This is a genomic window from Streptomyces sp. TLI_146 (assembly GCF_002846415.1).
Taxonomy (GTDB): domain Bacteria; phylum Actinomycetota; class Actinomycetes; order Streptomycetales; family Streptomycetaceae; genus Streptomyces.
Genome location: NZ_PJMX01000001.1, coordinates 8,328,921 through 8,352,469 on the forward strand (window position 1 = coordinate 8,328,921; position 23,549 = coordinate 8,352,469).

Genomic DNA, 23,549 nt, shown 5'->3' on the forward strand with positions numbered 1-23,549 from the left:
CGCGGCCTGCGGCGGATGCGCGGTGTCTCCACGCTCCGGCCCCCGCCACCAGTACACCCAGGGGAGACACCCACTCATGACCACACACCTGTCCGCGCCCGTCCTGTGCACCGGGCTCACGTTCACCTGGCCCGACGGGACATCCGTCCTGAAGGATCTGACCTGGACGGCCGGCGACGGCCGCACCGGCCTGATCGGGATCAACGGGACCGGGAAGTCCACTCTCCTCAAGCTCGCCGCGGGCCGGCTCACTCCGGCCGCGGGTTCCGTGCGGGTGACGGGCGAGCCCGGCTACCTCTCACAGGACCTGACCCTTGACGCGAGCCTGCCCGTCGACGTGGTCCTCGGTGTGGCCGAAGCCCGTGCCGCGCTGCACGCCATCGAGTCCGGCGATGCCGACGAGCGGCACTTCACCGCGCTGGGAGACGACTGGGACGTGGAGGAGCGGACCCGGGCCACCCTGGCCCGCCTGGGCCTGGGCCACATCGGCCTGGACCGGACCGTCGGCGACATCTCCGGCGGTGAGGCCGTGCTGCTGCGGCTGGCCGCGCTGCTGCTGGCCCGCCCGGCGGTCCTGCTCCTGGACGAGCCCACCAACAACCTCGACCGGGAAGCCCGCACCCGACTGCGCCAGGCCCTCGCCGACTACCGGGGGACGGTCATCGTGGTGACCCACGACCGCGAACTCCTCGAACACGTCGATCAGATCGCCGAACTGCGCGACGGCACCATTCGGACCTACGGCGGAAACCTGACGGCGTACGAGGAGACCGTCGCCGCCGAGCAGGAGACGGCCCAGCAGGCCCATGCCACGGCCCGCGCGGGCGTCGCCCGCCAGCGCCGCGACCTGCTCGCCGCCCAGACCCGCCAGGCGCGCAGCGCCCGTTACGGCAAGCAGGCCTTCGCGGACAACCGCCTGGACAAGGCGGCCGCCGGGACGATGAAGCGTGCGGCACAGGTGTCTCGCGGCAAGCAACAGGCCGTCCACGAGGAGCGGCTGACGCAGGCTCAGGAGCGGCTGACGGCTGCCGAGGAACGCCTGCGCGACGACGACACCATCCGCATCGACCTGCCCGACACGGCCGTGCCCGCCCACCGTACGGTCCTCACCCTGGAGGGCCTGCGGCTGCGCACCGGGCGCACCGTCGGTGACCTGCGCGTGCACGGGCCCGAGCGGATCGCGCTCACCGGCCGCAACGGCACCGGCAAGACGACGCTGTTGCGTACCGTCGCGGGAGAGCTGCCGCCCGCCGAGGGCGGGGCGACCGTCCACGTCCCGCTGCGGTATCTGCCGCAGCGTCTCGACCTGCTGGACGACAACCGCTCGATCTTCGACAACGTCTCCGGCCTCAACCCCCACGCGGTCCCCAACCGCATCCGCGCGCAGCTCGCCCGGTTCCTGTTCAAGGCGCACCGCGCCGACCAGCCGGTCGCCACGCTGTCGGGCGGGGAACGCTTCCGGGCGACCCTCGCGGCCCTCTTGCTGGCCGACCCGGCGCCGCAGTTGCTCTTGCTGGACGAGCCGACCAACAACCTCGACATGGCCAGTACCGGCCAACTCGTCCAGGCCCTCGCGGGCTATCGGGGCGCGCTGATCGTCGCCAGCCACGACGAGCACTTCCTGTCGCAGATCGGTATCACCCGCTGGCTGTGTCTGGATCCCGCGGCGGACCCACGCGCCCCTGGTCGGCAGGCGGGCGAGGCGTAGAGGGCGTGACGTGGGGACCGTCCACGATGTGCTCGGGGAGTCGGCGGATACCCTGGCGTGCCGGGCAGCGGGGCATCGGGTTCGTCGTCGGCGAGGCTATTCCTTGATCGCCGCGATGGTGCGGGCGTAGGACCTCGGATGCGATCGAGGCCGGGTGGGTCGAGTGGGTCGAGTGGGGAGTTCTGGGATGAGTGAGAAGGCGCGGGTCCTGTTCGAGGCGTTGGATCTGGATGCCGATGGGCGGCTGACGCGGGTCGAGGTGATTTCGGCGCTGCGGGACCGGGGGCCGACGCTGGCGGCTCGCGGGGTGCTGCCGTTCTGGGGCGTACAGGACGCGGACGCGTCGTCGGCGTTGTTCGACGCGGCGGATGCGAACGGGGACGCGGTGCTGACGTTCGAGGAGTTCACGGCGGTGGTGGACCGGCGGTTCGGCTGGTAGCCGGGGCCGTGCCGGGCGGGAACGGCCGATGCTGTTCCCGCCCGGGCAGGGCTCGTGCTGGGCCCTCTCTTTCAGCGGCGGCCTAACGCGGTGCCTGCGGTGCCCCCTGTGAGTCACCGGTCTCGGACAGACTCGGCGGGCCGGCCAGCCGGTGCTGTAGCTCGATGTGGCGGAACTGGTAGACGGCTCCCACCCGTCGCAGCACACCCCGGTCGTGGGCGTCGGTGAGGAAGGCCATCAGGTCGTACGGCAGTCCCGCACGCAGGGCCAGATAGCAGCGGGCAACGGTGTAATGGCCCCAGGCCGACTGCCGGATACCGATGGCAAGGCCGGTCAGTACAGCCGGGATGATCCCCACGACGAAGCCCCACAGCGGGCCGCCTGCCGCCTCGGCGCCCCACACGCGAGTCGAGCCGGTCAGCACGGCGCACCAGCTCTGGATCCCGATGCCGATGGCGCCGACCACCGTCGCCGTGAGGACACAGGTGATGAGGGTGCGCCGGTCGTTGGCGAGCAGGGCCCGCCCGTCGACCGAGGTGCCCAGGTCGACCGGGACGGCACGCAGGCCGTGCACGAGTACGCAGGCCACGCCGAACACCGTGCCCGTCTGCAGGGCCGCCCAGAACGCGGCGCGCGGCTGGGGAGGTGCGATGTACTGGGCGCCGTCGCCGCCCGACAGGACGTCCGAGAGCAGGCCCTCCAGCAGGATACTGGCACCGATCAGCAGGCCCACCTGGAGTCCGCGGCCGAGGCCTTGCCCACTGAAGTGCCAGCGCACCCGGGCGGCCGGGCTGGTGAGATCGGCGCGTACACCGTCCGTGCGGATCGCGGCTGCGGCCACACCGTAAAGGAGGGCATGCGCTGTGCCGCAGCCGTTGCCGAAGGCCGCCGGATAGCAGAGGGCGGCGACCAGCGCGGTCAGCAGGGCTCCTCGGTCCCAGTCGGCGGGCCGTCGCAGGCGCGGTCGGCCGCCGCACGCGAAGCCGGAGATGATCACCCCGGCCAGGGTCAGGGTCGTGGCGTCGGCCACGCGGTTGAGCACGAGTTGGGCGGTGACCTCGGGCGCGGCGGCGAGGACGCACAGCACGAGGGCGGCCAGGCCCGCCGCGAGACCGCACACCAGGCCGCCGCAGATCCCGGCCGCCACGACACCCAGGCCGCCCCGCTGGTCCCAGCGCACCGGCGCCCCGTCCGGCGTGAAGTGGTGGGTCAGTTCCATGCCGATGCCCTCGAACGACCAGGCCACCACGCCCAGCAGCACCCCGGCCAGCATGAGCGGCAGCGCGGTGGGAACGGCGTGCCGCAGCTTCCACCAGGCGAGTTCGGCGGTGCCGTCGCGTCCCCGCTCCATGTACCGGGCGAGGAAGCGCAGGGCCGGTCCGGCCCGGTCCGCGCTCCAGCGGGAGGGGCGGCGGGGGTGTGGCCGGTACGCGGCGTCCACGAAGGCGTCGAGGAGGTGGTGCCCAACAGCCGTGCGGGTGCGCAGCCGCAGCAGCTCGCCCGGATCCGGCAGCCGCTCGTGCCGCTCTCCCGGGCGGGGGTTGTACACGGATCGCGCCAGGCCCACCATCAGCGGGCTGGTCAGAGCCTGCGCCACCGGCCCGGCCGTGCCCGGCGGGTCGACCACCGCGCTCCAGCGCTCGGCGGCCGCGGTACGCGGGCCGCCGGCGTCGTCGCGCAGGTAGGTGGCGACCTCCTCGGCGCCGAGCGGCTGAAGGCGGATGGCGGCCAGTTCCGCGAGCCGGGCGGGGACCGCGCCACACGGTTGCAAGGCGGCCCGGTACTCGGCGGGACGGCTCGACAGGACCATGCCGCAGCCGTACGGCAGCGCCTCGTTGAGGCGGTGCAGGGCCAGCGCCCCTACGGTGGGCGGCAGTTCGTCGAACCCGTCGAGCACCGGCAGGACCAGCCGCCGCTCCAGCAGCACAGCGGCCAGGGTGACCTGCCCGAAGGCATCGGAAGCGGGAGCCCCCAGTTCCGGGTGGTCCTGTACGAGTCGGTGCTCCATCCAGGTGCGCAGATCCAGCACGGCCGGATCCCAGGAGGCCAGCGGGAACAGCACGGGCACCGGGTGGTCTCTCTCCCGTCGTTCGATCAGCGCCAGCACGAGCCGCACCAGCAGCAGGGTCTTGCCCGACCCGGGCTCTCCCAGGACCAGCAGGCGCCGGGCCGGGACGCGCCGCGTGAAGACGTCGACGATCTCGTCGCCCTGGCCGGCGAGCCGCTGCGAGGTGGCCGCCTCGGGCGGAGCGGGGTCGGCGTCGCGCCAGGCAACGGGCAGCGGGTGGGGGGCCGCCAGCCGCAGGGCCGCCTCGGCCTCCCACTGCCGTCGCACCGCGTCGGCAAGCCGGTCGGCGGCCTCGGCGGGGCCGTATGCCACGACCGCCTCGGTCCGGTCGGCCCGGTAGGCGTTCCAGGCCAGGTAGGCGCCGGCCCACGTGGGCAGCAGCGCCGCGAGCACGGAGGCCGGGTCCTGTATCCGCAGGGCGACCAGGAGCGCCCCCACCGTGCCCACGGCCAACAGGGTCAGATACACCACCCCGGTGCGCCGCACACGTGCACCGGGGACAACACCGCTCATGCGACGAGCGTGGCGTACACGGGCAGTGAAATGTGTCTGATCGGCGCGTGCGCTACACCCGTGGGTGAACGGCGAATGGGGACGAGGGCGTGGTTGCTGTCCTGGCCAGGCGGCGCGGCGGGCTGGCCGTCTGCACGGGAGTTGTGATCCGATGGCAGTCGGCGACGGTAAAGGACGGATTGTCCACAGGCGGGATCCGGATCGGCGCACGCCGGGGGACGACGTGCCGAGCACCCAGGGGGAAGAGGGGGCCGGCTCGCCGTAGGGCAGGTGCTCCCGAAGGGATCAGTGGGGTGGGAGATGGTCACGGGGGCCACCGGGCTGCGGTTCGCGCCGCGCCCACGCGTCAGGCCGTGCCCGGCTCAGCCCTCGGCCGACTGGGGGACCATGACGGCGCCCTGGCCCGGCCGCGCACCACGCACGTGAACTGCGCTCGCCCGGGCATGCCGGGGGGCACGACACCCTCCTCGGGACCTCTCGTCCAAAGGTCCTCACATCAAAAGGTCCTCACGTCATTCGGAGACATCCCATGACCTTCACTGCCTCGCCCGGTCACTCCGTGGGCTGCGAATCCGGGCGAACTGCCGCCTGCCGCTTCACCCTTCTCGGTCCCCTTCGGGTGCACGAGGGGCCGGCCGAGGTACGTGTCGGCGCGCCCCAGACGCAGGCGGTGCTCGCGGCCCTGCTGCTACGGGCGCGCACCCCCGTGCCCACCCGGGAACTGATCGCCGCGGTCTGGGGCGACGAGGCCCCGCCCGGCGCACTGGGGTCGTTGCACACCCAAGTCTCCACCCTGCGACGGCTGCTGGAGCCCGGCCGGGCACCCCGCGCCGCCGCGCGCACGCTGCTGACGACGGGCGACGCCTACACCTTGCGCGTCGCCCCGGAGGACGTCGACCTGACGGTCTTCGAGCTCCGTACGGCCGAGGCACGGCGGGCCTGGGCCGCCGAACGGCCCGAGCGGGCGCGGTCGCTGTTCGTCTCCGCGCTGGACCTGTGGCGCGGGATGCCGCTCGCCGGTGTGCCCGGCCCGTACGCCGAGGCTCAGCGCACCCGGCTGGAGGAGCTGCGTCTGTCGGCGGTCGAGGCGCGTTGGGAAGCCGAGATCGTGCTGGGCGGGCACGACAAGGCGGTCGGTCCGCTGCGCGTACTGGCGGCCGAACACCCCTGGCGCGAGCGGGTCCACGAGCTGCTGATGACGGCGCTGCACCACTGCGGACGGCGGGCGGACGCCCTCGATGTCCACGCACATGTGCGCCGCGTGCTCGCCGAGGAGCTGGGTACCCGCCCGGGTCCCGGCCTGGACCGGCTCCAGCAGAAGATCCTCACCGCCAGACCCGAGCGGCAGGCGGGCGACGCGGCCCGGCTGCGGGCTCCGGACCGGTCGTACGGTTCGGCTCAACTGCCGCAGGACATAGCCGACTTCACGGGTCGCAGCGACGAAGTCGACCGGCTGTGCGCCACGCTGGAAAAGGGCGGGATCGTCGCCCTCAGCGCCATCAGCGGGATGGGCGGCATCGGCAAGACCGCCCTGGCCGTCCGTGTGGCCCGGCGGATGCGCCACCGCTTCCCGGACGGGCAACTGTACGCGGACCTCAGGGGAACCGACCCCCGGCCCGCGGAGCCCATGGAGGTGCTGGGCCGCTTCCTGTGCGCCCTCGGCGTCCACGCCGGTCACCTTCCGACACTTCCCGAGGAGCGGGCCGCCCTCTACCGCTCCCTGCTCGCCACCCGCCAGGTGCTCGTCGTACTGGACAATGCCCGCGACCCGGCCCAGGTGCGCGAACTGCTGCCCGGCGCGCCCGGCAGCGCGGTGCTGGTCACCAGCCGCTCCCGGCTCGCCGGCCTGACCGGGGCCACCCTGGTGGACCTGCGGCCCATGACGCGGGCGGAGGCCCTGGAACTGCTGACCCGTATCGTCGGCGACCAGAGCGTGTCGGCCGAGCCGGAGGCAGCCGCCGAGGTGCTCAACGCCTGCGGCCATCTGCCGCTCGCCATCCGCATCGTGGCCTCCCGGCTCATCGCCCGGCCGGATCACACGCTCGCCGAGACCGCCGCGCTGCTGGCCGACGAGCGGCGCCGCCTCGGCGCGTTCAGGGCCGAGGACACCGCCGTGGAGACGACCTTCCGGCTCGGCATGAACCTGTTGGACGCCGAGCACGTCCGCGCTTTTGGGCTGCTGGCCCTGCCCGAGACGCCCGAACTGAGCGTGCCCGTCGCCGCGGCACTGCTCGCCCGACCGGAGCGGGAGGCGGAGGAGCTGTGTGAAGCACTGGTCGATCTGAGCCTGCTGGAGTCGGTCGCCCCCGGCCGCTACCGCTACCACGACCTGCTCCGGCTCTTCGCCCGGCAGACCGCATGCGCCGACATGCCGGACCACGAGCGGACCGCCGCACTCACCCGTCTGCTGGAGTTCTGCCTCGCCACCGCCCTCGACGCCCACCGGGTGTCGCTGCCCGACGACGTGTTCCCCGGCAATACGACCCCGCTGCCCTCCCGGGGCCTGGACTTCACCTGCCCGCAGGAGGCCACGGCCTGGCTGCTCGACGAGCAGACATCGCTCCTGGGGCTCATCGAGCAGGCGGCGGGCGACGCCTCCCTGTCCCTGGCCGTCTGCGCGGACCTGCTGCTGGCCGCGGACCCGCTCGGCCGCCTCGGCGCACAGCCCTACGGCATCGAACGCGCCGCCCGCACCCTGGCCGACGCCGCGCGCGCCGCCGGCCACCGCACCGCCGAAGCACGCGCCCTGTACATGCTGGGCAGCTCCGTGCAGCACCGCTTCGCGATGCGGCTCGGCGCCCCGGACCTGGACCGCGCCATCGAGCTGTGCCGCGCGGCCGGTGACCGGACGCTGCTCGCCCACGTCCTGATCACCCGGGGCGGAGGCGCGCTGGCCCTGCGTGACTTCACCACCGCGTACACGCTGCTCGCCGAGGCGCTGACCCACGGCAGAGCCCTGGCCAGCCGCGGCATCGAGGCGTACGCGCTCGGCTTCCTCGGCCTGGCCCTGCTGGCCACGGGCCGGCCTGAGGAGGCACTGGCGCACTGCCGCGAGGCCGTCGCCGTCACCCGCGCGACCGGGGACATCGCGGGGCAGGCCAACGCCCTGCACAACCTCGGCCAGGTCTGCCTGCGGACCGGGCGGACGTCCGAGGCGTTCGACCACCTGCACGAGAGCCTGCGCCTGTGGCGTGAGACGGGCTCCCGCTTCCGCGAGGGCCTCCTGCTGGGCGCGATCGCCGAGGCCCACAACGTTTCAGGGCGGCCCGTGGAGGCAGCCGAACACGCCGTGCGGGCACGGGACATCGCCGAGGCGCGCGGCGATGCGGGCATCCTCGCCCGCGCGCTCGCCCAGCTCGGCCACGCCCACCGGACCCAGGGCGACACCGACCGGGCCCGGGAGCACTACCGCCGTGCGGCGAGCGTCTTCCGCGAGCTCGGCCTGCCCGACGCGGACGACGTCGCCCAGTACCTCAGCGAGCTCTGACCCGTAGCGGGCGGGGCAGAGGCCGCGTCCCTCGCCGACTGGGTGGGCGACCCGTGGTGGCATGCGCGCACCGGCTCGTCCGCTCAGCACCTGAGGACGAGACTCCGAACGCCGAGCCGAGCGTGATTTTTACGGTCCATGTAGCCGGTACGGCGTGGCCTCCAGGCGGCCGTCGGCCCCACTGCCCGACGTCCCGTCAGCCACGCCCTGAACGCCCGCGCCCCTGGCTCTAGTCCCCGCCGCCGTCCCCGCCACCGCCGTCTCCACCGCCACTGTCTCCGCCGCCGCCCCCGTCTCCGCCGTCTCCACCGTCGGATCCCCAGCCGTCCGAGCCGCCTGGTTCGTTGTCGTCTCCGCCGCTGCCCAGGTTGCTGAACCAGGGGCGGTCCCAGGAGTCGTCGGCGGCGACCGGCTCGCCGGTGCTGGTCTGCGGACGCTGGAGCCGGAAGCGGGCCGTGCCCGTGGTGTCACCCAGGCCGAAGGCGACCGCGAAGGCCTGGGCCATGACAGCGTCCAACGGGTCCGCGCTCTCGTAGCGCACGGGCCCCAAGGGCAGCAGCACCGTCCCGGGGTCGAGGTCGGGGCGGCGCGGCGGTCGCTGAATCAGGGCGACCCGCCGCTCGTCGCGCAGCAACCAGGAGCTCGTCTGGTCCGCCCGCCGCAGCTGCCAGAGGCCCTGGGGCAGCCGCGCCTGTGCGTAACTCTTGGACTTGCGCAGCTTCTTCTTCAGAACAAGGGCGGCCGGTACGTCCCCGACGGTCATCCGAAGCCCCTGCGCCTGGTCGGCGGCGCTGCTCAGGAAGCCGTGCGGCGCCCGTATCCGTACGGGTGGAGCGCCCGGCCCCCACACGTCCACGCGTACCAGTCGGCGGTCCACCGCCACGCATATCTGGCCGCCGGGGCCGTGGGCGTACCGTCGGGCCATCCACAGCGGCACGCCTTCCGCCCGCGCCCGCTCGGCCAGGGCGTTCAGCTGCGCGGACCCACCACAGTGCCGTACCGCCAGCTCTCCGAGCCGCCGGGCGAATTCGGCTGCCTCACGTACTTTTACGAGAGTGGTGGTGCCGGTGACGCGGGTGACCGGGATGACGCCGCTGCCTGCGCCCAGCCGGTCCAGCGGACGTTCCGTGCCGCCACCGCCGAGCCAGTGGCCGCGCTGGAACGCCTCGGCCATGGCCGGCAGGTTCAGCTCGCTCAGCGGCGTGACCTTGCCGCCGCGACGCAGGCCTTCCTCCGTCAGCTCAACGGTCCGCGCCAGCGGATTCCATGACCGTTCCGTATAGAGCGCCTGGCTCATGACCTCTCCCCGTGTCCGTGCAGTACAGCGACCGAGCCTATCGATCCTCAAGATCAGGACGCGTTCGCACCGCTTCCGGTTTCCAGGGCCCGCGGAGGGGGCGGCGGGCCGGTGGTTGCACGGCCGGACGGCATCTTGCCTGTACGCCTGCCCGTTCAGTCCTTTCCCAGCGGGGTGCATGGTCTGTACAACGAGTGAAGGGAGGTGTTGTGCATGCGAAGGACGAGTGGGGCAGGGCCGCGCGACCGCATCGCGCACCGAGCCCTGGATATGCAAGAGAACGTCGACGCCGCGTGGCCTATCCGTTCGAGCATCGAATGAAGGAGAACTTGTGATCTCAAAGACGAAGAGGGTTGCCCGTTCCGTGATCGTGGCGTTAGCGGCCACCACGGCGGTCACGGTCGCCATGCCCACGGGCAACGCGTTCGCCATCGACCACGTCGAGTGCCGTGGCGGGGAGAACTTCCTGAAGATCTGGTCGCACCTGGACAACCGCTCCAGCGTGGACTGCTACGCCAACAAGGGCCGGACGTCGTTCGGTAGCTGGTGGGTCGACCGCATCTCGACGGGCAACAACGACCTCATCTACTACGACGCAAACGGCGACTCGGTCCGCATCAACCGGTGGACGGACATCACCTTCCCGCACCGTCCCCCGCGGGTCAAGGACATCGAAATCCTTTAACGGGCGATCGGCGAGGCCTCGGGTAGGAAGTGCCGACTCGTGTCCTCCGCAGGTCCGATCTCTTTCCGGCGCAGAAATGAATTCGCAGTGGGGGTGAATTCACTGGTGTCCGGCTGATCGATGCAGGCCACGCGAATTCCGCGGTGGCCTGCATCGGCGGTTCTTCATGATTTCCGGGGGCCTTGCTTCAGGCTCCAGCGGCGCGGGGCGCGCGGGCCGCCCCGTACGGGTGTGGAAAATGAGCTGCACCCGGGTGTGCCGCCGTACGAAGATCGAGCATGACTTGGCATCTCACGGACGACGTCGCGGCCTTCCGGGCGGCCGCGGGCCCCTTTCTCGCCGCCGACCCGGCTCGCAACACGGTCCTGCTCACCGTCGCGGAGGGGGCGCGCGAGGGGCACTGGCCGGGCGCCCGTTTCGGCTGGTGGACCGGGTCCGGCTCGGCGGTCGGCGGCGCGTACCTCCAGACCCCGGGGATGCCCCCGGTGCTCGGCACGATGCCCGACGGCGCTGCCCAGGAGCTGGCCGGGGCGCTGCGGGGCGAGGCGCTGGTCGGCGTGAACGGGGCCACCGCCACGGCCCGCGCCTTCGGGGAAGCCTGGGGCCCCTACCAGGTGGACCGTCAGGAGCGGCTGTTCCGGCTCGCCGAACTCGCCGACCCGGCACCGGTGGTGGGCCGCGCCCGGCTGGCGACCGAGGCGGATCTGCCGGTGGTCACCGCGTGGATGACCGCGTTCCTGGAGGAGGTGGCGCTGCCGCCCGGCCTGGGCGCTGCGGCGGCAGCGGCGCGGCGCACGGCGGCCGGGCAACTGGTGCTGTGGGAGACGGACGAGGGGCCGGTGTCGCTCGCTGCCTCCTCCGCGGTGCTGGCCGGGCAGTCCCGTATCGGCCCGGTCTACACTCCGCCCGCACTGCGCGGCCGTGGCTTCGCGGCGGTGGCTACGGCGGCCGCGACCCGGCTGGCCCTGGAGTGGGGAGCGGAGCAGGTGGTGCTGTTCACGGACTTGGCCAATGCGACGAGCAATGCGTTGTACCAGCGGCTCGGGTACCGGCAGGTCCAGGACCACCTGGTACTGGACTTCACGGGCGGGGCCGGCTGAGGGGGAGCTCCGGATTCAGGTGTTGTCCGTCTCCGTGTCCATTTCCATATCCATGTCCGTCTCCGGACCGGAGGCGGGCGTGGGCATGATGTTGCCGTCTTCGTCGAGGGGTACGTGGATGGGGCAGGGGTCTTGGCCGGTGGGGTCGGTGGGGCGTGGGGTTTCGGGACCGTCGGGGCCCCAGCGGAGCATGCGGCGGGTGCGGGCGACGCGGTAGACGATGCCGTCGACTTCCAGTTCGTTGACGGGTGCGGCGCGGAGTTGGTCGGCGCCGGCGACGTAGGCGGCGAGCTGTGCGGCGGTCTGCGGGTCGCACTCCCCGGCGGCCAGGAGGGTGCGGGCGTCGGCGTGCAGGTCGGGGAGGAGGCCGCGTCGGCGGGGCTCGAACTGCAGGAGGGTGTACTCCAGTGTCCTGCGGGCCTCATGCGGAGTGGGGTGCATGGAGCTGACCGGTGTCCAGCCGGTGCTGCTTCGTTCCACGAGGGTGTAGGTGGCGGGCAGCAGCACGACATCGGGGTGGGTTTGCCGTGCCCGCAGCGAGTCGTTGCGTACGGGAGCTGGGAACCGCGTGCCGGTGTAGGTCAGCGTACGCAGGGCGAGGGTTTCCGCGGCCTGGGCCGGGGTGAGGGGCGCGTCGGGGTCCAGGACCAGGCCGTCGTCGATCCGTACGGCCGGTGTCTTCGGATCCCAGTCGGGCGTGGCGGGCTCCGGGTCGCTGGGGCGGGGCAGTTCGATGCCGCCGCTGCCCTCACCGGCGTACTCTTCGGCCCGCACAATGCGGTACCGGGTATCCAACACCGCAAGTTCCTCGACCCGTTCGCGCTCCAGCTGGGCGACCGCTGCCAGCAGCCCGCGCCGCTCGGCCCGGTCTTTGGCGTCGTCCTTCGCCTTGAACCACAGGAGCGAGTTGAGGCTGTCGCGGGCCTCTTGCGGGTTGTCCGCGGTCACCGCGACCACCACCCGCCACCGGGCTCCGTCATCGGCGTCCTGCGCGGCCACCCCGAACACGGGACCGCGCACCGCGAAGCCGCCCGCCCGCCGTACGGCATCCGCGGCGTCCGCCTCCGCGACCGCCTCCACTGGTTCCACCGGGACCCGCACGACCAGGGGCCGTTGCCCGCCTGCACCTTCATGCCCGTAGTTCATGGCCCCATCCTGCCGACGGCGGCGCACCGTCTTGAGGGGTTCACGGTTTTTGCCACCCGCAAGGGGCCTCTTTCGTGCCAACGGGAGCTCGCTCTGCCATGGCGCGGTAGCGCGCTGCCGGTACGCGCCTGCGACGGTGCGGGGCGGGGTGCGGGGCGGCCGACCGGCCGCGCGAGTCCGGATCTTCATCCCGTTCGGCGGCAATCCGGGTGCCGGAGCTCCGGCAGCATCTACTGGCGCGTCCCGGTCCTAGCGAACCCGGCACTCGCCCGCAGCCACCGGACCGCGGCCGCGGCTGCCCCCCACGCCTCTCCTGGCCAGGGAAGACGCGAAGACGCGGTGCCGAGTCCGCGTTCCCGGCACCAGTAGAATCGACGGTTATGGCCGATACCCAGTACGAAGACCTGTTGCGGCTGGTGCTCACCTCCGGCACAGCCAAAGCCGACCGGACGGGCACCGGTACCCGAAGCGTCTTCGGGCACCAGCTGCGCTATGACCTCTCGCAGGGGTTCCCGCTGATCACCACCAAGAAGGTGCATCTCAAATCCATCGTGTACGAGCTGCTGTGGTTCCTGCGCGGCGACTCGAACGTCGGCTGGCTGCAAGAGCACGGCGTCACCATCTGGGACGAGTGGGCCGACAGTGACGGCGACCTCGGTCCGGTCTACGGTGCACAGTGGCGCTCCTGGCCCACCCCGGACGGCGGGCACATCGACCAGATCAGCGAGGTTCTGGACACACTGCGCCGGGATCCGGACTCGCGCCGGATGATCGTCTCCGCCTGGAACGTCGCCGAGCTGGACAAGATGGCGCTGGCGCCGTGCCACGCCTTCTTCCAGTTCTATGTCGCCGACGGCAAACTCTCCTGCCAGCTGTACCAGCGCAGCGCGGACCTCTTCCTCGGCGTCCCGTTCAACATCGCCAGCTACGCGCTGCTCACACACATGGTGGCGCAGCAGGTCGGCCTGGAGCCGGGTGACTTCATCTGGACCGGCGGCGATTGCCACATCTACGACAATCACGTGCAGCAGGTGCGCGAGCAGCTCTCGCGTACCCCGTACGAGTTCCCTCAGCTGCGTCTGGGCAAGGCCGACTCGCTGTTCGGCTACACCTACTCCGACGTGGAGGTGCTCGACTACCGGCACCACCCGGCCATCAAGGCTTCGGTGGCGGTGTGAACGTCGGGCTGATCTGGGCGCAGACCCCCGAAGGCGTCATCGGGGCGGACAACGCCATTCCGTGGCGTCTGCCCGAGGACATGGCGCACTTCAAGGCGACCACCCTCGGCCACCCGGTGGTGATGGGGCGCAGGACATGGGATTCGCTGCCCGTACGGTTCCGCCCGCTCGCCGGGAGGCGGAACATCGTGGTCACCCGTGATCCCCAGTGGGCGGCCGAAGGGGCGGAGCGCGCGGGGTCCATCGCCGAGGCGCTCGCTCTCGCCGCCGAGCCGCTGGAGCCTGCGGCCGTGCCCGCCGAGACATGGGTGATCGGCGGCGGGGAGATCTATCGTGCCGCGCTGGGGTACGCCACGATGCTCTCGGTGACGGAAGTCGATACGGCGGTGGACGGTGACGCCTACGCCCCGACACCGGGCCCCGAGTGGAAGAGCACCGAGGACACGGACTGGCGGTCCTCGGTGTCAGGGCTGCGCTACCGCATTCGCCTGTACACGCGGTAAGGGGCAGCCTGCTTTCCTGACCACCGGGGCCAGGCCACGGTCTGCGACATACGGACCTCCTCCCACCGGTCAAGACCTGCGATGGGCGCCTGCCCTGCGTCAGCCTTCATCCGTGCTGGTCAGCGGCCTGTGGTGGGGCTGAGGGCTGTGGCCGGTAGGGGGTGGCCGCGGGGGCTTGCCCGATGGGGTGGGGCCCCGTGACGGCCCCTATAGGCGCTCGTGGCCGCCGCCCGCCGGGCCCCGCAGCTCCGATCCCCGCCCCGCCCCGCCCCGCCGAGCCCTGGGCTCCGTACCGTGCCAGCGCCCGGCCGCCCGCACCGAACAGTCGATGCCGGACTTTTTTGAGTACGTACACTCTCCGCGCATGAGTATGCGCCCCGACGTCGGGGCGGCGCCCGTGGCCCAGGATGGTGGTCATGACCGCATCCGACCTGAATTCCACCGCCACCCCCTCCGCGGCGGCGACCGACCCGTTCGCGCCCTCCACGACGGCATTGCGCGTGTTCGCCGGTGTCGGCCTCCTGCTGCTTGCTTTGGCCTACGGGGTGTTCCTCGCCATCGTCCTTGGCCAGGCCTACAGCGGAGACGGGGCGAGCGGGCCCCTGGTGGACGCGGCTCAGTGGTCGATGGGCCTGTCCGGGGTCGCGGGACTGTGGGCGCTGTGCCTGCCCGGCACCGCGATGAGCCACGCGGCGCGGCGCGGGGTTGTCATGCTGCAGTACGCGCTGGCGTTCGCCGGCCCCGCGCTGGCCGCCATCGACTTCGCCTGACGGGTGGGGGTCGGACGTCGTGCCCGTAGTCGGGCGCCGTGCCGGGCAGGGTGCAACGCGGGCCTGCCGGCCGCGGCCGTGATGAAGGAGCGCAAGCACAGGGGCGGCCGATCTCAGGAGATCGGTGTGCTCTGGCCAGGGCGCCCGGGACTCAGGAACGCGCGAGGAGTCCGTGTTCCAGGGCGACGACGACGGCGCGGGTGCGGTCGCTGACGTCGAGTTTCGCGAAGACCCGCAGAAGGTGCGTCTTCACTGTGGCTTCGCCGATCACCAGACGGCGGCCGATCTCGGCATTGGACAGGCCGTCGGCGACCGCGCGCAGCACGTCCCGCTCGCGGGCGGTGAGCGAGATCGGCTTGGGGCGGCGCATCCGGGCCACGAGGCGCTCGGCGACCTTGGGTGCGAGGACCGTCTCACCGCGCGCCGCTGAGCGGATGGCGTCGGCGAGCTGCTCGCGGGTGGTGTCTTTGAGGAGGTAGCCGACGGCGCCGGCCTCAACGGCTCGTTCGATCTCGACGTCGGTGTCGTAGGTGGTGAGGATCAGTACCCGGGTGGCCGTCGGCAGGGCGACGATCTCGGTGGTGGCGGCCACGCCGTCGAGCACCGGCATACGCAGGTCGAGGAGGGCCACATCGGGGGCGAGCCGCTGGACGAGGTCGACGCCCTCGCGACCGTCGTTCGCCTCGCCGACGATCTCTATCGTGGGTTCGTCGGTCAGCAGGGCGATGACTCCGGCGCGCATGACGGCGTGGTCGTCGACCACGACCACCCGGATCCGGTGGTACGGGGTGTCGGTCATGGTCAGTCCTGACTGTGTGTGGGAAGGCTGGCGAGGACACGGGTGCCGTCCCCGAGGGAGCTGGTGACGGCGAGTTCTCCGTCGAGTTCGGCCAGCCGTCGGCTCATGCCGTCGAGGCCGAAGCCCTGGGCCTCCTTGACGACGAAGCCGCAGCCGTCGTCGGTGATCTCCAGTTCGACACCGCCCTCGTACTCGGAGAGGACGACGCCTACGCTGGAGGCACCCGAGTGCTTGCGCACGTTGGCGAGGGACTCCTGTGTACAGCGCAGCAGGGCGACGCGGGTGCGTTGGTCCAGGTCGATGTCGGGCAGTTCGGCGGTGATCGTGAGGCCGGTGTCCTGGACGAAACGGTCCAGGGTCCGGCGCAGGGTGGTGGCCAGGGAGCCGGCCGCGACGCCGCTCACAGGGGCGGAGCCGACGAGGACCCGGGCCTCGGCCAGGTTCTCTCGCGCGGTCTGCTCGATGGAGGTGAGCTGCTCGGCGCAGCGCGCGGGGTCGCTGACGGTGGCGGCGCGGGCGGCCTCCGCGAGCACCACGATGGAGGCGAAGCCCTGGGCGAGGGTGTCGTGGATCTCCCGGGCGAGCCTTTCGCGTTCCTCGGCCGCGCCCTGCCGTTGATACGCGGCCGCCAACTCCTCCTGGGCCAATGCCAGTTCGGCGGTCAGTCGCTCCTGCCGCTCATTGCTCTGGCCGACGAAGCGGTGCACCCCCAGCCCCAGCCCCACTCCTGCGGCGTAGGCGATGACGGTGAACACCGAGTTCCCCGTGAGGAATTGAGGGCTCCAGCCCTGGCCGAGCGTGCCGCCGAACACGGTGAGGGCCGCGGCGGCTCCGCTGAGCCTGATCGCGTCCGCCGGGGTGCGGGTGAAGAGCCAGAACTGCGGCAGGGACACCACGTAGAAGGCGGCCCCGCCGTCCAGCAGGTAGGAGGTCGCGCCGAGGACGAGGGCGAGGACGGCGAGGTAGGTACGGGGAGACAGGACGCGGTTGTGCGCTCTGGTGAGAACGACGGTGTGACACAGCGCGATCAGGGCGAGCAGGCCGAGCATCCAGCACTGTCGGGCCGGCGACGCGTCGAGCACGGCGATGGCCGGGGGCAGCAGACCGAACAGGATCCAGCCTGCCAGGTTCCAGCGGAGGACACGGTGCCGGGTGAGCTGGTGACCCGGCTGCTGCTGCCACGGACTCACGCTGATGTACCTCGTTCGCAGGGGGGGGTTGAGGGGCCGCCGGTCGAGTTGATCAGCTTACCGATTCCAGGGTGAGGGGGGCCTGTTCGGTGCTGCGGCGGACTCGGCGCACTCCGCGCGAGGGCCACCAGTTGGCCTCGCCGAGCAGGAGCATCAGGGACGGCAGGACCAGCATGCGGATGACGAACGCGTCCAGGAGTACGGCGACCGCGAGGCTGAAGCCGATCTGCTTCATCTCGATGAGGTGCAGCGCCGCGAAGCTGGCGAAGACCGTGACCATGACCACGGCGGCACTGGTCACCACCCCCGCCGAGCTGCCGATGCCCTCGATCACGGCCTTGCGGGTCGGGACCCCGCGCAGGGCCGCCTCCCGGATCCGGCTGATCACGAAGACCTGGTAGTCCATCGAGAGGCCGAACAGGATCACGAAGAGGAACAGCGGGACACGCGAGCCGATCGACCCGGTGGAGGTGAAGTCGACCAGGCCTTCGGCCCAGGTGTGCTGGAAGACCATGACGAGGATACCGAGCGAGGCGGCGGCGGAGAGGAGGTTGAGGACGACGCCGACCAGGCCGAGGACCACGGAGCGGAACGCCCAGACGGTCATGGTGAAGGTGACCAGGAGCAGTGCCCCGATGATGAGGGGCAGCTTCTGTTCCTGGTGGGTCGGGTAGTCGGTGTAGCGGGCGACGTCACCGGTCACCGCGGTCTCGGCACCCTTCACCCGGCCGACGGTCTGCGGAACGTACGTGTCGCGGATGTCCTTGAGCGAGGACTGGGCCTCGTCGCTGCTGACGTAGTGCGGGACCTGCAGTTGGAGCATGCTGATCCGCTTGTCGGGCGACACGGTCAGCTGGGAGGCGCCGCTCAGACGCGGGTCTTCCTTGACGTCGGCCGCGAGTTCGCGCAGGGCGGCGGTCACCTCGGACGTACGGTCGGCGTCGGCGCGGACCAGGACCTGGTGCATGGACTTCAACTCCGGGTAGGCCGCGTTGAGCCGGTCGTAGACCTGCATGGCGACGATGGAGCGGGAGTGCGTCTCGCGGCCCATGTCGGTGAGCTTGAGGCCGAGGAGCGGGGCGGCGAGGGCGACCAGCCCGGCAACGGTGACCGCGAGCGTGGCGACGGGGTGCTTGGTGACGGGGCGCAGCACGGCGGCGGTCAGACGGCCGGGTCCGGTCTTGTACGTCTTCTGCTTCCTGGGCGCGAGCCCGCGGGCCGCTCGGCGCTCGGCACGGCGTTCGGCCCGCATGCCCATGCTGGCGAGGAGGGCGGGCAGCACGGTCAGGGAGCTGACGACGGCGACGAGGGTGACGACGATCGCGCCGGTGGCGATGGACGAGAAGATGACGTCGTCGGCGAGGTAGAGGGTGGCGCTGGAGACGGCGACGGCGAGACCGGAGAGGACGACGGCCCGTCCGGACGTGGCGGCGGCGAGTTCGACGACGGCCTGCGGGCTCAGCCTGCCGCCGGCGCGGGCCCGCTCCTCGCGTTCGCGCTTGAGGTAGAAGAGCGTGTAGTCGACGCCGACAGCGAGACCGATGAGCAGGATGACGTTGGTGCCGACGCCCGCGTCGGGGAAGACGTGCGAGGCCACCATCGACAGGCCGACGGCCGCGGCGATGGAGGACAGAGCGAGCAGCAGCGGTACAAGGGCCATCGCCACGGAGCTGAAGACCAGCAGCAACGTGATGAGGGTGACCGGCAGGGCGATCACCTCGGTGCGCGAGAGGTCGTCGCCGCGAAGCTTTTCGACGCCCTTGCTGATGGACGGGGAACCGGTCTCCTCGACGCGCAGCCCGGGGTGGGCCCTCTGCACGACCGCTGTCTGCCCGATCAGTGCGTCGACGTGCTTCTTGCCCTCCAGTTCCGGGCCCTTGAGGGTGACGGTGACCTGCACCGCCGTGTTGCCCGCGCTGCGGACCGGGTCGGCCACGTGGAGCACCTCGGGCAGCTTGGCCATCCGGGCGGCGATGTCGGCGGCGGCCGAGTCGGCCGCGGCGATGTCGAGGTTTCCGGTCCCCGGCTTCGCGGTGATCAGGACGTGTTCGACGGGGCGCTGCTGCAATCCGCCCTCCGCGGCGATCGCCTCGCCGCGTCCCGCCTCTCCGATGCGGAAGTCCTCGGTGGTCGCCGCGTTGGTACCGACCGAGATGCCGATACCGAGGCACAGGACGACGAACACGAACCAGCCGACAATGCCCCGCCAGGGACGGGCGGCGCTCCAACGAGCCATGCGTACAGGAAGGTTCTTCATGGCCCCCATGCTCTTCGGCGGGGGTGTCGCGCCGACAGCAGCGACCGGTTGAACTTGGGGTCCACCGACTGGTGGACCCCCGTCCGACTCAGTGGAAGTCGGGGTTGTGCCTAGGCCGCTGACGGCGGGTCATACGGCGGGAGGCCGCTGGCCCCACCAGGTGAGTGTGCTGTGCCCGTGGATCGGGGCTTCTCTCCAGGTGGGCGGCCGGGCCGCGTTGTCCTCGCCGCCCGGCCGTCTGGTCAGGCGGCGGACGGCTGTGCGGGCAGTACGTGGTCGCCGACCTTGTCGGTGCTCAGGCACAGGGAGCAGACGTGCGCGTCGTGGGTCTGGCAGGCCGCCAGGTCGGGGCGTTCGTACGGCTGGCGGCAGACGTGACAGTCGTACGTCGTCGGGCTCGGGTTGCCCTCCGCGTCGAGCAGCGGCTCCTCGATGCCGTCGTCGGTGCGGCGCAGGTAGTACTTGCCCTTGGTCGCGACGGCCATCAGCGGGGTGAGGACGAAGGCGAGGACGGCCGCGGCGACGGGGGAGTACGGCTGGAGGGTGTCGCCGAGGGCATGGAAGTACATCGCGATGGACAGGCCGGAGGCTGCGACGAAGGCCACGACTCCGACCGGGTTGACGGCGTACAGCATGCCGCGGCGGAACTCGGGCTGGAGCGGCGAGAGCTTCAGCAGGTATTTGTTGATGCCGATGTCGGTGGCGACGGTGACGATCCAGGCGATCGCGCAGTTCGAGTAGAAGCCGAGGATGTCGTTGAGGAAGCTGAACATGTCGGCTTCCATCAGGGCGAGCGCGAACCCCAGGTTGAGCAGGACGAAGAGCATGCGGCCGGGGTAGTGCTTGGTGACGCGGGTGAAGGAGTTGGTCCACGCGAGTGAGCCGGAGTACGCGTTGGTCACGTTGATCTTGATCTGGCTGATCACGACGAGGGCCACGGCCAGCGGCATGACCAGCCAGGACGGCATCATCGCGCCGAAGGCGCCACGGAACTGCTGGATCGGTTCGGTGGCCGAGGTCGGGCCTGCCTTGGCCAGGATGTAGACGGCGAGGAAGACGCCGATGGCCTGCTTGAGCGCGCCGAGCACCACCCAGCCGGGTCCGGCCATGACCACCGCCGTCCACCAAGTGCGCTTGTTCGCCTCGGTCTTGGGCGGCATGAAGCGCAGGTAGTCGATCTGCTCACCGATCTGCGCGATGAGGGAGAGGCATACGCCGGCGCCGAGGAGCACGGAGGCGGCGTTGACACCGCCGTGGCCGTCGGTGCCCGCGTAGGTGAGGAAGCGGTCGACGGTGCCCGGGTCGGTGGAGATGAGGTAGGCCAGCGGGGCGACCATCAGCAGCAGCCACACAGGGGTGGTCCACACCTGGAGCTTGCTGAGCGCCTTCATGCCGTAGATCACCAGCGGGATCACCATCAGTGTGGAGACCAGGTAGCCCAGCCAGAGCGGGAGTCCGAGGCCCAGCTTGAGGCCCTGGGCCATGATCGAGCCTTCGAGGGCGAAGAAGATGAAGGTGAAGCTGGCGAAGATGACGCTGGTGAGGACCGAGCCGTAGTAGCCGAACCCCGAGCCGCGGGTGATCAGGTCCAGGTCGATGTTGTAGCGGGCGCCGTAGTAGGCGAGGGGGAAGCCGGTGATGAAGATGACGACGGCGGCCACGGTGATCGCCACGAGTGCGTTGCCGGTGCCGTGGGCCAGGCCGATGCCGGCGCCGATGGAGAAGTCGGCCATGTAGGCGATGCCGCCGAGGGCCGTGGTCGCCACCACCATCGGGGTCCAGCGGCGGTAACTGCGGGGCGCGAAGCGGAGGGTGTAGTCCTCCAGGGTCTCCTTGGTCGCCTGGCTGGCAGGAGCGAGCGGCGCTGTGGCTGTCTGAGGTGACTCGGTGGTGCTCATGGTCAGCCCTTCGGAGGGTGCGGCGGCGGAGCTGGGTGCGGTGAGCGGTGGGGCACCCCCGGGTCGGCGTCGTCGGCAGCCGGGGATTCGAGGAGCCGGGGCGGATCTCCTCGGGGTTCGGGAGACGGTCGGCGTGCGGCGCCAGCTGCGTCAGGGTGCGCTGCATTCGTACCGTGCGGATGTGCTCGCTGACGGTCACGGTCACGGGCTCGTTGGCGCGGGGTTGCCACAGGCGCGGGAGAGTTCGGTGTGGCTCTTCTCGTCCTGGATGACGCACCGCGGGTCCGTCGACGGTGGCCGCTTGCGCATTGCGTACGAGCGGCTCGGTTCGGCGTCGGGGATCGCCGGGCCGACGACTCGCGTACCGGTGTCCGCGTAGGCCCGGACCGCGCGGTCAGCCGCATCGTTGCCAGCCGCTCGCGAGGGCCGAACTCGCCGTCGAGTACGGCCTCGGGGAGCTGGGCCTAGACCGCCCCGCGTGGCGCGGAACCCGCTGACGGACCGCAGGTGCGACGGGGGCCACCAGCTGTGTGTCCCCTGTGTCCGACTGCGTATGCGGCTCTGAGTCCATGAGCGGACACGCTAGAAATCACTTGTTTCGCCGAGATCTCCCCAGTTATGAACTGCTCGTTTCCGGGAGCTCACCGATGGCCGCGTCCTGGCCGGGCTCTGCGGGGCGCCCCAGCGATCTTGCAGGCGACGGTCCCACCGCTGGCGCGGCTCCTCCCCATCAGCCCAGTTGCTCGGCCAGTCCGACGATGATGCCCTCCGGGCCGCGGAGGTAGCAGAGCAGATAGCTGTCCTCGAACCGGGCGATCTCGCCGACGAGTTCGGCGCCGTGAGGGCGCAGGCGGGCAACGGTGTCCTCGATGTCGTCGACGGCGAACATGACGCGGTGCGTGCCCACGATGTTGTGCGGCCGGTTGCGCGGCTCGACGATGATGGCCGCGGGGCTGTGGTACTTCGCCAGTTCAAGCCGGCTGTGACCGTCCGGGGTCTTGACCATCGCGATGTCGCAGCGGACGCCGTCGAGTCCGGTGCACTGGTCGGCGAAGAGGCCCTCGACCTGCCCCCTGCCCTCCAGTTCCATACCGAGTTCCACGAAGAACGCGATGGCGGCGTCCATGTCCTCGACGACGATGCCGACGTTGTCCATCCGCTGAATCGCCATGCCGGCGTCTCCTTCTTCCTCGGGCGGCTCCGGTGGTGGCCGCTGATACCCCTGGGACGGAGCCGGTGGCACGTTCTCGACATCCGCCAGCCACCGAACTCCGAACTCCGAACTCCGAACTCCGAAAGATATCTGGATCGCGCCTCAGCACCGGTACGGCAGGCCCGCGCGCCGAGCCCCACCTCGGAGCGGGCGTGCGGCGCAGGCGGGCGCGGAACGGTCCTGGCCGGTGGACGAGTCGGCTCGACAATGACTGTGCCGAGTCGGCCCCTGGCGCACGCGGGCGCGGGCCTCAGAGAGAGAAGCCGGTGACCTTCTGCGGCGTCACTCGGACGACGAGCCGTAGAATCTCTTCCGGTTCGGCCGGCGGGTCCTCGCCGAGGTACTTATGAGAGAGCTCGCGCGGCAGCGACTTCTCCCGGTCTTCGATCAGTTCGGCCGTGCCGCGGATGTCTATGGACTGGTACGGGTTCGCGGTGTCGAAGACGGTGAGGCTGATCCGTGGGTCCCGGGCGAGGTTGCGCGCCTTCTGCCGCCCCGCCGTGGTGGAGAACAGCACGGCGTCTCCGTCCCGTGCGATCCAGACCACCGAGGTCTGCGGCCCGCCGTCCCGGTTCAGGGTCGCGACGGTGGCGAAGTTCCTGCCGTCCAGCAGTTTGCGCGTCTCCTCGTTGAACGTCACTGACACAGCTTCAACCTCCTGTTGAGCACCTTGAGTTCACTACCTGCTCAGAACAGAGGCGAGGCCTGATTCCTTCCCGCCGCAGGGGCGAGTCGGTGGTACTCCAGCTTCCTCTTCCTTTCATATCTTTCAGTAGGGTCCCGGAGTGGTTCCCGTGGCGTACGGGCCGCTGGTGCGGCGTATCGCTATTCTCGTGCCCATGACTTCCGACTTGCTGCGATCCGTCAGCGTGGAGCGGACCGGGCTCGGCCGATTCACCGCGACCAACGCCCGTGGGGGCACGGTGGACTTCGGTACCGGCTCGGGCGCGGACTTCACCCCGGTCGAGCTCCTCCTGGCCGCGATCGGCGGCTGCACCGCCGCTGACGTGGACGTCGCCACCAGCCGCCACGCGGAACCCGGCACCTTTCGTGTGACGGTGACCGGCAACAAGGTTGAGGACGAGTCCGGCAACCGGTTGACCGACCTTGAGGTCACCTTCACCGTCGATTTCCCCGAGGGGGAGTTGGGTGACCGCGCCCGGGCGATCCTTCCCCGAGCGGTCAAGACGTCCCACGACCGGCTCTGTACGGTCAGCCGCACGATTGAGGCCGGCACGCCGGTCGCTGTCACCGTCACCGACGTCTGACACACGCGGAGCACGGGGCCCAATCAACCG

At 71.2% G+C, this 23,549-nt stretch carries 18 protein-coding genes; 9 read left to right on the plus strand and 9 right to left on the minus strand.

The genetic code is table 11. The features are described 5' to 3' along the window. Positions 1 to 76: 76 nt before the first annotated feature. Both BX283_RS37025 and BX283_RS37030 read left to right on the plus strand, forming a co-directional pair. Complete coding sequence (locus BX283_RS37025; RefSeq protein ID WP_101391751.1) at positions 77 to 1,708, plus strand: ABC-F family ATP-binding cassette domain-containing protein; 1,632 nt, start codon at positions 77 to 79, stop codon at positions 1,706 to 1,708. 187 nt (positions 1,709 to 1,895) lie between these two features. After that, complete coding sequence (locus tag BX283_RS37030) at positions 1,896 to 2,147, plus strand: EF-hand domain-containing protein (RefSeq protein ID WP_101391752.1); 252 nt, start codon at positions 1,896 to 1,898, stop codon at positions 2,145 to 2,147. An 82-nt stretch (positions 2,148 to 2,229) separates the two neighbouring features. Here BX283_RS37030 and BX283_RS37035 read toward each other — a convergent pair whose 3' ends face one another. Then, positions 2,230 to 4,728 carry an NACHT domain-containing NTPase gene (locus BX283_RS37035; RefSeq protein WP_143676568.1) on the minus strand — a complete coding sequence of 833 codons (2,499 nt, stop codon included), beginning with the start codon at positions 4,726 to 4,728 and terminating at the stop codon, positions 2,230 to 2,232. 529 nt (positions 4,729 to 5,257) lie between these two features. Here BX283_RS37035 and BX283_RS37040 point away from each other — a divergent pair. Further along, a complete protein-coding gene (locus BX283_RS37040) occupies positions 5,258 to 8,215 on the plus strand; it encodes a BTAD domain-containing putative transcriptional regulator (RefSeq protein WP_101391754.1) in 2,958 nt (985 codons plus the stop codon). Positions 8,216 to 8,444: 229 nt separating this feature from the next. Here the strand turns inward: BX283_RS37040 and BX283_RS37045 are convergent, their stop codons facing one another. After that, positions 8,445 to 9,512 (minus strand): hypothetical protein, encoded by a 1,068-nt coding sequence (locus BX283_RS37045; protein WP_101391755.1) that lies wholly within the window; start codon positions 9,510 to 9,512, stop codon positions 8,445 to 8,447. 331 nt (positions 9,513 to 9,843) lie between these two features. On the opposite strand from BX283_RS37045, the gene BX283_RS37050 reads away from it, so the two are divergent. Further along, positions 9,844 to 10,197, plus strand: coding sequence for a beta/gamma crystallin domain-containing protein (locus BX283_RS37050; protein ID WP_101391756.1), 354 nt, complete (start codon positions 9,844 to 9,846; stop codon positions 10,195 to 10,197). A gap of 278 nt (positions 10,198 to 10,475) precedes the next feature. After that, positions 10,476 to 11,297 (plus strand): GNAT family N-acetyltransferase, encoded by an 822-nt coding sequence (locus tag BX283_RS37055; protein ID WP_101391757.1) that lies wholly within the window; start codon positions 10,476 to 10,478, stop codon positions 11,295 to 11,297. Between the two features lie 15 nt (positions 11,298 to 11,312). On the opposite strand, the gene BX283_RS37060 is transcribed toward BX283_RS37055, so the two are convergent. Beyond that, on the minus strand, positions 11,313 to 12,443 hold the full coding sequence (locus tag BX283_RS37060) for a DUF5954 family protein (RefSeq protein ID WP_257584142.1): 1,131 nt from the start codon (positions 12,441 to 12,443) through the stop codon (positions 11,313 to 11,315). A gap of 380 nt (positions 12,444 to 12,823) precedes the next feature. Here BX283_RS37060 and BX283_RS37065 point away from each other — a divergent pair, with 380 nt between their 5' ends. The 3 genes from BX283_RS37065 to BX283_RS37075 all read left to right on the plus strand — a co-directional run bounded on the left by BX283_RS37065 (position 12,824) and on the right by BX283_RS37075 (position 14,894). Continuing rightward, positions 12,824 to 13,621 (plus strand): thymidylate synthase, encoded by a 798-nt coding sequence (locus tag BX283_RS37065; protein ID WP_101391758.1) that lies wholly within the window; start codon positions 12,824 to 12,826, stop codon positions 13,619 to 13,621. Next, positions 13,618 to 14,124: a dihydrofolate reductase gene (locus BX283_RS37070; RefSeq protein ID WP_101391759.1), complete on the plus strand. Its 507-nt coding sequence runs from the start codon at positions 13,618 to 13,620 to the stop codon at positions 14,122 to 14,124. The genes BX283_RS37065 and BX283_RS37070 overlap by 4 nt, the downstream gene beginning before the upstream one ends. A 416-nt stretch (positions 14,125 to 14,540) precedes the next feature. Continuing rightward, the gene (locus BX283_RS37075; RefSeq protein WP_101391760.1) at positions 14,541 to 14,894 is read left to right on the plus strand and encodes a hypothetical protein; all 354 of its coding nucleotides are present in this window, start codon (positions 14,541 to 14,543) and stop codon (positions 14,892 to 14,894) included. A 151-nt stretch (positions 14,895 to 15,045) separates the two neighbouring features. On the opposite strand, the gene BX283_RS37080 is transcribed toward BX283_RS37075, so the two are convergent. The 6 genes from BX283_RS37080 to BX283_RS37110 form a co-directional block, all read right to left on the minus strand. Further along, the gene (locus tag BX283_RS37080; protein WP_101391761.1) at positions 15,046 to 15,693 is read right to left on the minus strand and encodes a response regulator transcription factor; all 648 of its coding nucleotides are present in this window, start codon (positions 15,691 to 15,693) and stop codon (positions 15,046 to 15,048) included. Positions 15,694 to 15,695: 2 nt separating this feature from the next. Beyond that, entirely contained in the window at positions 15,696 to 16,883 is a 1,188-nt protein-coding gene (locus BX283_RS37085) for a sensor histidine kinase (RefSeq protein WP_101391762.1), read from the minus strand. A 52-nt stretch (positions 16,884 to 16,935) separates the two neighbouring features. After that, entirely contained in the window at positions 16,936 to 19,140 is a 2,205-nt protein-coding gene (locus BX283_RS37090) for an MMPL family transporter (RefSeq protein ID WP_101391763.1), read from the minus strand. A gap of 242 nt (positions 19,141 to 19,382) precedes the next feature. Beyond that, entirely contained in the window at positions 19,383 to 21,038 is a 1,656-nt protein-coding gene (locus BX283_RS37095) for a cytosine permease (RefSeq protein WP_101391764.1), read from the minus strand. 730 nt (positions 21,039 to 21,768) lie between these two features. Then, positions 21,769 to 22,209 (minus strand): VOC family protein, encoded by a 441-nt coding sequence (locus tag BX283_RS37105; protein ID WP_101391766.1) that lies wholly within the window; start codon positions 22,207 to 22,209, stop codon positions 21,769 to 21,771. Between the two features lie 292 nt (positions 22,210 to 22,501). Further along, positions 22,502 to 22,897: a PPOX class F420-dependent oxidoreductase gene (locus BX283_RS37110; protein WP_101391767.1), complete on the minus strand. Its 396-nt coding sequence runs from the start codon at positions 22,895 to 22,897 to the stop codon at positions 22,502 to 22,504. 193 nt (positions 22,898 to 23,090) lie between these two features. Between BX283_RS37110 and BX283_RS37115 the strand changes: the two genes are divergently transcribed. Continuing rightward, the gene (locus BX283_RS37115; RefSeq protein ID WP_101392818.1) at positions 23,091 to 23,519 is read left to right on the plus strand and encodes an OsmC family protein; all 429 of its coding nucleotides are present in this window, start codon (positions 23,091 to 23,093) and stop codon (positions 23,517 to 23,519) included. Positions 23,520 to 23,549 lie beyond the last annotated feature (30 nt).